At 30.8% G+C, this 11,188-nt stretch carries 10 protein-coding genes and 1 rRNA gene (1 of these 11 only partly in view); 2 read left to right on the top strand and 9 right to left on the bottom strand.

Annotation, left to right across the window (positions count from 1 at the left end; translation table 11 throughout):
• Positions 1-567: ribosomal RNA gene (locus tag KM029_RS24135) — 16S ribosomal RNA — on the bottom strand (it extends 958 nt beyond the left edge of the window).
• 663 nt (positions 568-1,230) lie between these two features.
• Positions 1,231-2,742 carry a SulP family inorganic anion transporter gene (locus tag KM029_RS24130; protein WP_144076363.1) on the bottom strand — a complete coding sequence of 504 codons (1,512 nt, stop codon included), beginning with the start codon at positions 2,740-2,742 and terminating at the stop codon, positions 1,231-1,233.
• 225 nt (positions 2,743-2,967) lie between these two features.
• Here KM029_RS24130 and pdxY point away from each other — a divergent pair, with 225 nt between their 5' ends.
• Positions 2,968-3,822, top strand: coding sequence for a pyridoxal kinase (pdxY, locus tag KM029_RS24125; RefSeq protein ID WP_144076362.1), 855 nt, complete (start codon positions 2,968-2,970; stop codon positions 3,820-3,822).
• 395 nt (positions 3,823-4,217) lie between these two features.
• Here pdxY and KM029_RS24120 read toward each other — a convergent pair whose 3' ends face one another.
• Positions 4,218-4,721, bottom strand: a complete 504-nt coding sequence (locus KM029_RS24120; RefSeq protein ID WP_144076361.1) for a hypothetical protein — start codon at positions 4,719-4,721, stop codon at positions 4,218-4,220.
• 247 nt (positions 4,722-4,968) lie between these two features.
• Here KM029_RS24120 and KM029_RS24115 point away from each other — a divergent pair, with 247 nt between their 5' ends.
• Positions 4,969-5,550 (top strand): hypothetical protein, encoded by a 582-nt coding sequence (locus KM029_RS24115; RefSeq protein WP_144076360.1) that lies wholly within the window; start codon positions 4,969-4,971, stop codon positions 5,548-5,550.
• Positions 5,551-5,590: 40 nt separating this feature from the next.
• On the opposite strand, the gene KM029_RS24110 is transcribed toward KM029_RS24115, so the two are convergent.
• From KM029_RS24110 to KM029_RS24085, 6 genes are all read right to left on the bottom strand, one after another.
• Positions 5,591-5,818 (bottom strand): hypothetical protein, encoded by a 228-nt coding sequence (locus KM029_RS24110; protein WP_144076359.1) that lies wholly within the window; start codon positions 5,816-5,818, stop codon positions 5,591-5,593.
• Between the two features lie 281 nt (positions 5,819-6,099).
• Complete coding sequence (locus tag KM029_RS24105; RefSeq protein WP_144076358.1) at positions 6,100-6,567, bottom strand: hypothetical protein; 468 nt, start codon at positions 6,565-6,567, stop codon at positions 6,100-6,102.
• A gap of 342 nt (positions 6,568-6,909) precedes the next feature.
• Positions 6,910-7,242: a hypothetical protein gene (locus tag KM029_RS24100; protein ID WP_144076357.1), complete on the bottom strand. Its 333-nt coding sequence runs from the start codon at positions 7,240-7,242 to the stop codon at positions 6,910-6,912.
• Between the two features lie 76 nt (positions 7,243-7,318).
• A complete protein-coding gene (locus KM029_RS24095) occupies positions 7,319-7,792 on the bottom strand; it encodes a hypothetical protein (RefSeq protein WP_144076356.1) in 474 nt (157 codons plus the stop codon).
• A 157-nt stretch (positions 7,793-7,949) separates the two neighbouring features.
• Entirely contained in the window at positions 7,950-10,442 is a 2,493-nt protein-coding gene (locus KM029_RS24090; protein ID WP_144076355.1) for a TonB-dependent receptor, read from the bottom strand.
• Between the two features lie 183 nt (positions 10,443-10,625).
• Complete coding sequence (locus tag KM029_RS24085; RefSeq protein ID WP_144076354.1) at positions 10,626-11,141, bottom strand: hypothetical protein; 516 nt, start codon at positions 11,139-11,141, stop codon at positions 10,626-10,628.
• Positions 11,142-11,188: the final 47 nt, after the last annotated feature.

The raw sequence follows: 11,188 nt of genomic DNA, 5'->3' as shown, positions 1-11,188 counted from the left end.
TTTAAACCCAATAATTCCGGACAACGCTTGCACCCTCCGTATTACCGCGGCTGCTGGCACGGAGTTAGCCGGTGCTTATTCTTATGGTACCGTCAGACAATCTCGCAAGATTGTGGTTCTTCCCATACAAAAGAGCTTTACAACCCGAAGGCATTCATCACTCACGCGGCATGGCTGGGTCAGAGTTGCCTCCATTGCCCAATATTCCCTACTGCTGCCTCCCGTAGGAGTCTGGCCCGTATCTCAGTGCCAGTGTGGGGGACCTTCCTCTCAGAACCCCTACCCATCGTCGCCTTGGTAAGCCGTTACCTTACCAACTAGCTAATGGGACGCATATCTATCTCTGTCCGATAAATCTTTAATCTTTAGTGAATGCTCACTTAAGATACCATGGAATATTAATCCGGATTTCTCCGGGCTATCTTCCAGACAAAGGCAAGTTATATACGCGTTACGCACCCGTGCGCCGGTCGTCAGCAAGTGCAAGCACTCCTGTTACCCCTCGACTTGCATGTATTAGGCCTGCCGCTAGCGTTCATCCTGAGCCAGGATCAAACTCTCCGTTGTAAGAGTTTTTAGATCAAATAAATGATCAATGTTTTATACCTGTCTCTACGAACTGTTTAAAAGAATTAACTTTATTAGGATCCGCTTTCGCTGATCTTATAATTACTTTCTCATTACATCAAAAGAACGTTTAAGCCGAAGCTTAATGAACTGAATCTCAGTTTATATTACCAACAAAACCGTTGTTTTATTGAGCACCTCTCTGAAGAAGCGAGTGCAAAGGTAAGATATTTTAGTTTAAACTTCCAAATGTTTTTTCAATTAATTTGAAATAATTTTTAGAGGTATCTAAATCTCATTTTCACTATCCTTTTGCTGCTCTCCGTTTGAAAGCGAGTGCAAAGGTAAGAAAGGAAATTTAATTTGCAATACTTATTTTGTTTTATTTGAAAACTGATAAGTTTTACGCTCTAAAATCATTTGGTGGTTTATATCACTACCTGTTGCAACATGTTTTTTAAGACCCTATCGTTGTAAGGGGAGTGCAAAGGTAAGCGCGTTTTGTTTAAATGCAAGGTTAAGAATCAATCAATTTTCAAAATAAATTCAAACAGCAAATCAAAACATTAACATGTAAAATCAACGCTAATAATAAATAAGAGCTGCAATAATAATTACAGCTCTTATTTATGTGTTCCTCTATATATAAGTCATAAAAACCTTTTATACTTTCGTAACTATTTGTGGGTAATTTATGCTTGCTGATATATTCTTATCAATAGCATCTGTTTTCAAAAACTCTTCTATTATATCCAATACATCAATATGAACTGTTTTATTATGAGTAGCATCAATGACAACTTTAGTGTTATGTGGTATTTTTTCTAATGTTGATATGATATTTGCTTTATTCAAAAAGCTTACTTGATGTGGTAATTCAATTCTCATTGGTCTATCTCTGTCAATACTCTCATCATCTACAATAGAAACATCACATGATTCATTTAAGTTGTTCCAAATAATTTCAAAAACTGAAACTGCCAAACCTAAAACAATACCATGTAATAAGTCAGAGAAAACAACTCCTAAAATTGTAATTACGAATGGTATAAATAATGCCCAACCTTTATTGTACATAGCTATATATATAGCCGGTTTAGATAACTTAAAACCTACAACTAATAAGATTGCCGCTAAACATGCTAAAGGTATTAAATCTAAAATTGCAGGAATTGATACAACACAAACTAACAACATAACACCATGCATTATGGCTGACAATTTAGTTTTACCACCTGATTGTATATTCGCAGAACTTCTTACAATTACTTGTGTTATAGGTAAACCTCCAATTAAACCAGATATCATATTTCCAACACCTTGTGCAATTAATTCTCTATTCATTGGCGTTCTTCTTTTTTGAGGGTCTAATTTATCTGCAGCTTCTGTTGAAAGTAGCGTTTCTAAACTCGCCACTACAGCCATTGTTAGTGCAATAGTATAAATTTGAGGATTTGTAATCATTGAGAAGTCTGGCATCGAAAAGTTCGACATAAAACCACTAAAAGAATTTGTAATAGGTATTGCTACCAATTGATCTGTTTTTAAACCAAAAACAGGATTACCAACAGTCATCAACTCATAAAAAATACCAAATGCTACAACTAATAGTGGACCAGGAATTAATTTTAAATATTTGTTCCCTTTAATAGTCTTAGTATCCCATAGTAATAAGATTGCTACAGACACAAGTGTTAAAATAGTTGTACCCACACAAATATCTGCCAAATTAATGCCCGAAAAACTTGCTACTCCTAAAGCATTTGGAATTTGCTGAATAATAATATTGATTCCAATACCGGCAAGCATTCCTTTAATTACTGATGATGGAAAATAATATCCAATTACACCCGCCTTAATAACTCCTAAAACAACTTGGAAAGCTCCTGCAATAACTACTGCTAATAGAAAAGATTCGAAAGAGCCTAAACTTTCAATAGAATGGAGAACAATTACTGCTAATCCTGCCGCAGGACCGCTTACACCTAATGATGAACCACTTAAAGAAGCTACAATAACTCCACCAACAACACCTGATATTATTCCAGAAAAAAGTGGAGCTCCAGATGCTAAAGCAACACCTAAACAAAGTGGCATTGCCACAAGAAAAACAACTATACTAGCAGGAAAATCGTGCTTAACATTTGACAATACAGAGTCCTTTTCGTTACTCATATTAATAGTAGATTTAAATTATATGTTTATGTAGATTTTAGTATTTCTTATTTATAAGTGTACTATCAGTAATTAATTAAGTTTTCACCTATAATGTCAAAAAGTTCCTAAAAAGGCTCATGATTATAATTCAAAAGAAAAAATAACTTTATCAATTAATTTTCTGTAACATTTTAAGTAGATTCATACAGTAAAACTTAAAAATCTCAAACCTAAATAAACAAAATGAAGAATATTTTATCAATTCAATCTCATGTAACTTATGGGCACGTGGGTAATGCTGCTGCTGTTTTCCCTCTTCAATTTAGTGGACATGAAGTATGGGCATTAAATACCGTTCAGTTTTCAGGGCATACTCAATACCCTAAATGGACAGGTCAAGTATTTACTCCTGCACATTTAAAAGATATTTTAGAAGGCGTTTTTTATAATATTCCCAAAACTGACTGTGATGCTATACTTGCAGGCTACCTTGGGAGTAAAGGAACAGGTGAAGTTGTATATGATATAGTAAGAGATATAAAAGACGAAAACCCAAATGCTATTTTTTGTTGTGATACTGTTATGGGTGATAAAGAAGCAGGTTTTTATATTGCTGAAGATGTCCCTCCTTTGTACAAAGATAAAATAATAACAATAGCTGATATTATTACTCCAAATCAATTTGAAGCAGAGTTTCTTAGTAATTCAACAATTAAAACATTAGAAGATGCTAAAAAAGTAGCTAAAAGTTTATTCGAACAAGGTCCTACTTACATTATAATTACATCTTTAGAGATACAAGAAACACCAGAGAATAACTTAACTATTTTGTTATATGACGGCAATGATTTTTTTAGTATTCACAACCCTAAAATAAATTTAGGAGAAGTATACGGTACAGGAGATGTATTTGCAGCTATGATTTTATCAAACTTCTTAAAAGGAGATCCAATTGTAAAATGTTTAGAAAAAACTGTCACAACAATGTTCAATTTGATTAAAGCGACTGCTGAGAAAAATAAAAATGAGCTAGATTTAATTGGTAGTAGAAGATATTTTGAAGTTGATAAAAGTCTTTTTAAAGCTGAAAAGGTTTAAACAAAATTGAAGTTGGCTATAATTCGTGTAGTCAACTTCTTATTCTTAAAATAAAAAAACTTCAACTGATCGTTATCAATTGAAGCTAATTTTCTGGTGTAAAAAAATGATTAATACAATTCATATTGCTCTTCTAATTACATTAATCCAAATAATTTATTTATAATAAATGAAATCATAATAATGGATGCTACTAAAGCTAACCCTTCTATTGTATGTTTACTTTTTAATATTGATGAGAAAATCCCAATTAAAAAAACAAACATAAATAATACTGTACTCATTACTCCTATCATAGTTTTGTTGTTTGTTACAATATTATTATACGCTTGCTAACTACTGTTGTTCAAACATTTAACTTACTATATATTAATAGGTGTTAATAATTTGATTATTTAATAAATTCCTTTTGTTGATAATCTACCAAATACCTTTTTTACTCTAGCATTTAGGGCTGCGGTGTAAAATGGTCTCCCATCCTCGATTGCAATTCTTAATTCACCAATTAGTTCAGGGTAACGTTCACAAAAACTTCCTAGTATTTCTAATGCAAAAACTTTTACAGCAACATCTGTATTTTGACTAACTAATAGACTAAAACAGTAGTCAATCCATTCACTTTCTTTTTCATTTAACAAAGGTAAAGAAGCAATACTCCTTAACATTGATCTTTTAATACCTTGAGTTTTAAAAACTGGTAACCACTCAATTATTTCTGAAGTATATTTTGACAACCAAAGATTATCAATTTCACAAAGTGCAGTAAGTACCCAAGCTAATTTATTTCCATAAACATTATCGTTAGATCTAATTTCATTATACAACCAAACTTGCTTTTGTTCTTTTAAAATCTTTTGAATGAGATTATCTCTGTCCTCTATATTTCTGATTACTTCCATTGGTTTATGTTTATTATTCAATTAGTGAAGTTATAATCTTCTTATTAAAAAATGTAGATATTTTTTTGAATATCTCTACATAGCGTTAAAAAATATTTATTAGCTTTTAAAATTTGATTAATAACTGTAAATACACAAACAAGTAAACAGTATTATTAATAGTTTTGAATAACATTATGAACAATGTTGTGATATTCTAATTTTATTAAGACGATTTTAGCAACTATTTATTAGCCTACAACTATCAATGAGAGAATTTAGAGAAATTCCATCTTTTGAGGATTATGTTATCAATCTAGATGGTTACGTTTTGAAAAAAAACAACTTCGAAGAAGCAAATTTTTGTTTTCTTAAAGCGTATAAATGTAATGTAACTGGTAAACTTAAAGTAACGCTTAAAAGAACTAAAGAAGGTAAAAAACTTAAGAGCACTGCATATGTGCATACATTAGTTGGCAAGACTTTTATCCCAGTTTTTGATTTAAAAAGAAAAAAAGTATGGCATATTAATGGTGACATTTATGACAATAGTGTTGAAAACTTAAAATGGGTTCCTTTAAAAGGAAAACAAGTTTACAATTACGCTCCAAAGAAGTTTGTGCATTTAAATAGATTGTACCTTCCTATTGAAAGGCTCCCGTTTTTATCAATAAATGAAAAAGGAGATGTTTTATCTTTTAAAAGTGGAAAGCCAAAGAAGATTAAGCAAAGAGCTAATGGAAAAATTATGTTTTTTGACACCGAAGATTATGAAGGCAAAAGGCATACAATTTACCCTCATGTTGAAGTGAAGTCTTTGTTTACTAAAAAGAAACCTCACTTAATTTAACGTTTAGTACCTCAAGTTATCACTGAAGTAACTTGAGGTATTATATAAATGGAATTACTTGTTCGCCTTCATCTGTTAATGAGATAATTGTTACATCATCATCATAATTAACATTTACTAAGCCATTATATTTTAAAGTATAAGCAATTTTGCTTTCTTCAAATTTTGTAGTGGAAATTCCTAATTCCATTGCTAAACTTTCAATAGACCTACTACTATTAGGCGTTAAAGCCTTCACTATTCTTAAAGATTTGTTCTGAATTGTCATGGTAAAGTTGTGTTTAGTTGTAGCTATTTATACGGTAAATTATTTACCTAGTATATTAAAATTGATATTTATTTTCATAAATCATTAAAAAAAGACATAATAGATTTAAAAACATTAATACCTAAACCTTTCAACTTCATCATGTTAACATAAACCTCAACTTATAAAGTTTGGATTACAATTTCCAATCAATAACTTTGATATGCAATTGTACATTCATGCGGTAAAGTCAAAAATTGCCATTGGAGATTTTACCGCATTACAATTCGCAATTCCTCCGTTTAACTTCTACTATTTTTATACTCCAACGTTTTAATCAAGTTCTTTTCTGCATTAAAATAACAGACTTTAGTGAGATGGTTAGTGTTTTCATAAATAACCAAACAACTATCGTCTTCAAAATAATAGCTAATAATAATATCATAATTAGCTGTATATTCATTATGCAATATTTCTAATCTTTGTGTATTTGCATAAGCTATTTCTAATAAAAATTTATAGAAATCTTTTCTTGTTGGGTAATCACTTTTAGGATTAATAAAAACAGAATAATCGAAATGTATATCTCTATTAGAAAGATATGCACCATCACTAACAATAGATTTATTCACCTGAGTTGGGGTATCTATATTATATGCATAAATATAGTAGTCTACATAATCCTTTGCTTCTTGATGGTCCAATTTATTTTGAGCAAAAGATATAAAAGGGATCATCAATAAAATGAATGAGAAAATTCGCTTTTTCATATTTGACATTCTATACAAATTTAAATCTGGATAGATGGAGTTTAAAACATAAAAAGGCACAGAACATTTATTTCCTGTACCTACTAAACTAATTGTATTCGATGTTATAATTCGAATACATTGTAACTATTGGTTTAATACTAATTCCCTTATACTAGACTTGCCCACCAGAGGCAATTAATAGCATTAAAACAACAGTACCTATTGACATACTTAAATATTGAAAGACCTTGAAAAATACTCTCTTTGTTATTGAATGAATTTCCATTTTTTATCTTTTTTTATTTTCTGTTATCTGATTTATCTAGTAATATCAATTGATGTAAAATATCACCAGAAGAATTAATTTTCATGCGTTACCTCTACTAAATCAGTAATTGTCTTTTCAAAATCTACGTTATTTTCAAACATCACAACACCATATTTAGCCCCGCATTTAACTACTGCTGCATTTTGCTCACCATCAGAATACATATCTACTTTAACTCCACTATCATTACTAATAGTAACTTGTTTATCAAGATTTTGTATTTTTTGTTGATACTGAGATTCTATAGTATAAATAGTTATTACAGCAGAATTACCATTAATCTTTACTTTCTTCGGGTAATCGTCTGCATATGTTGACAACTGAATAAAAATAATTGACAAGAAAAAAAGAATGAATTGTTTCATATTATGATCTGTTTAGAACTAAAAAGAGGATGAAAAATCATCCTCTTGAAAGTTTAATAGTAGAATTGATTGGTAATTATAACCCAATACAAACACCTATTTGAGCGCCTGTACCTATGTTTCCTTGAATACCAAAGTTGTCTGTAATATGGTATTTGGCACCTACTCCAATTCCCCAGCCAAGTGTACTTCCTTCTCCAAATTGAAAGCCAATATCACCAACTGCATATACATCCCATTTTGGATTTTGAATATTTAATACTCTATCTGCATACCATCTAAATCTTGCTCCAGCTCCAAATGAACTTCCTTTTCCACTCCAAGATCTATAATCTACGTAAGCACCTACAGTAAAATCTTTACCTAATTGAGCAATTTCATAGTCAGCCATTAAGCCCAACGTATTGTTACTAAAGCCAGATGTAAAACCTATATTTAATGTTCCCGGACCTTTAAAATTTGCACTTCCGCTAGTCTTGTCCTGTGCAAATGAATTACTTGTTAAACTCAAAATTGCAATAGAGAATAATAATGTAAATAACTTTTTCATTGTAATACTTTTTATTTTTTAGAGATAAATAATGAAGCGTTTTCTGCTTACATTAACTAATATATCTTTCAATAAAATGTCACCTGAAAAAGTAATTTTTTTTTGAAAATCTAATTAAATAATAAATAAATAGCTGATTTACAATACAATAAAGTTATTAAAAAAAACCTCTTAAACCAAGAATATAACTTCTCCCTGCTGCATTTATACCAGAACTATATGTTCTATAACTTTGATCTAAAATATTATCAATTGCTACGTTTACTGACAAATATTCTTTTAAAAGATAACTTGATTTAAAATCTAATGTCCACCAACTTAAAGCACCAGTATGTGCATATAAATAAGGCTTTGCTTGTTCTGAAGGTGCTAGTTTATCAAAAGAAATACCTCCACTATATTGATTATTAAGTGCCAAATGTAAATTCTTATGCTGATATTGAATGCTCACTTTTCCAAAAAAAGGAGGTACATGACGTAAGCTTTCATCATTCTCTAAATCAATACCATAAGTATATGTGTAACTTGCATTAAATGAAAATGATTTACTCAAAACTGCTTTTATTGTTGATGAAACTCCCCAAATTCTAGCGTCACCTGTGTTTTGTAAAGATAATACAGCGTATTTTTCATTATCAATAGTAATAGAATCTTGTCCTTGATAAGTTGTCGGCATTCGAACCATTGCATTTCTTAACCATGAATAATATGCATTTACTCCAATAAGAACAACATTTCCAATATTACGCTCAATGGTAGCATCAATTGTATAAACATCTGTTGGTTTTAAATCTGGGTTAGGTATAACAAGATCCTCTTTAGATGGGTTATAAACTTTACCAATATCATCTAAATTAGGTGCCTTAAAACCTTTTGCAAATTGAGTGTTTAACTGCCAATTTCTTGTATGAAAAGCCAAACCAGCACTTCCTGTAATGTTTCCAACATTATAATTAAAATGATTATAAGGTAAATTAAGCTCTTTAGAAGCCTCGTCTGTATAATCTGACTGGATATTAGTATGAGTATATCTAAACCCCGCCGTACCTACTAATTTTGTACTGAAATGATATTTTGCTGATAAATACCCCGCTGCTGTTGTATAAAAACTTCCACCTCCTGCGTATCTTGGTAAATCGACTTCGGTTACACCTGTATATATATTTTCTGAATTTGCATGTGCATCAACTTTATTTGTTATGCCTTCCAAACCATAAAATAAGTCTACTTTTTGATTCGCCTTTTTAGTGTAATCAATATTAATATTGAAAACATCTGCATTTACAAAACTATTCCCTCTTTCATCACTTTTAAACTTCCTATTATGTCTATCTTCTTTTACCCTTTGATGTCCAATAATAATACGCATATCATCAGCAAGTTTACCATCAAATAAATAGTCCATCCGAATAGAATTCATCATCCAAAATTGAGGACCATAATACCATTCAGAAAATTTTGGTGTTGTGTTTCCATAAGGAGTCACTAAATAATCTGTCGTTATAGTTGTTATATCTTCTGAAGTTACAAACTGCGTTTCTCCATTTACATTATCTATTCCATTTAACTCTGTAAGTCTATCGTATCTTGGTACGTTTGATGTAGTTGAAAACAGAAAATTATATTGAAGTTTTAATCTTGTAGAAGGCTTAAAGCTAAATTTTTGAAGGGTATTGATTTGATTATATGCAGATGGTGTCTGATTTTCTAAATTCCCGTTCATCAAAATACTATCATCATTGTTTCCATTGACAACAGTAAATTTTCTTTGTCCAAACTTATCATTTTCAGACCTATACCAACTACCCGATTGTAAATCGCTAAAATCAGAATACGTTAAACTTCCATTCCACGCAAATTTCTTTCCTCCAATATTCAATCTTACATTTCCAGTTTTTTCATTATTCCCAGAGTTGTATTTTAACATAGCATCTCCATAAATAATTGTTTCATCATTATGAGTAAAGTCTGGGTTTTTAGTATGAAAATCCATTACACCTCCGAGAGCATCACTTCCATACATTACACTTCCAGGACCAAAAATCACTTCAGCACTTTCTATTGAATTTGGATCAATTGCTAATATATTTTGGAGATTCCCTCCCCTATAAATAGCATTATTCATTCTTATACCATCAACTACTAAGAGTACTTGATTTGCAGCAAAACCTCTAATCATAGGGCTACCACCTCCCATCTGACTTTTTTGAACAAACACTTCACCAGAATTTGCAATAATATCTGCAGTAGTTTGAGGTAAATTAAAAGCAATTTCAGTAGCCTCAATATTAATAATCTGTTGAGGTACTTCGTATGCTTTTTCTTCCCATTTGCTTGCACCAACAATTACTTCTTCAAGAGACATAATATTATCTTCTAAAAGAACACTACCAATATGAATTAATTGTTTTCTAGAAACTTGTTTTGATCTATAATTAACATGAGAAAAATTAAAAGTAGTTCCTTTTTCAGGTAACTCAAATTCTCCATTTGTATTAGAAATAGTATTTCCGCCTGTATCACTTTTAATAAAGACACCTTCAATAACACCTCCTGATGTATTCCTAATTACAATAGTTTGAGTGAAGGCATATTCTGAAGCAAATAAAGTAATGGTTAGTATTAATAAAAATCTTATTGATAGTGACATAACGTCGATAATGCTACTGAAATAAAGAGGTTTAATTATTTAGATTGATAAATGGTAATTCATTTAATAACTGTAATCCTATTTAAATATAGTTTGTGATCAATAGAAAAGAAAACATTAATGGCTAATCCGATAAAAAAATGTGAGTTATTCCTTCAAAACTAAGAAACAACTCACACTTTACTAGAATGAGTAACCTACTTGAATAGAAACGCCACTACTAGATGCTAAACCAAATTGAGCAGTAAAGCCACTCCTATCAACATACATTAGGTCTATACCTGCACCATAATCTACAACAGTATTGTTATCTTTAATAACATCTCCGTTTGTAGTTTTATAAAGTGCATTCGAATTAGTTATTACAAATTGAGGAATAAGGTACAAACCATACAAATCTGTATTAACTACTCTAAGCATTGCTCCTACTTGATAATTGTCTTGCCTTGAATTACCAAGAGAAGTCACGTCAGCTTGCCCTTCTGCTAATTTCCCTTCTGAACTTTCTAAATTAGAAACATAAGAAAAATAAACATTAAAAGCGTAAGCACTTAATTTTAATTGTGTTTGATCCCACATGGCGCCACCTACAGTTACACCTATAGGATGTTTACCAGTAATGAATCTTTTAGAATTTTGGGCATTTGATTGTAACCCAAAAGAAGTTAGTACGAACAGTAAAAATAGAATCTTTTTCATAACTAAATCAAATAATTAATACAGTACAGCACATACTTTATGCACCT

It is taken from the genome of Flammeovirga kamogawensis (genome assembly GCF_018736065.1).
In the GTDB taxonomy this organism is placed as follows: domain Bacteria; phylum Bacteroidota; class Bacteroidia; order Cytophagales; family Flammeovirgaceae; genus Flammeovirga; species Flammeovirga kamogawensis.
This window is presented reverse-complemented; position numbering and strand designations above follow the sequence as displayed.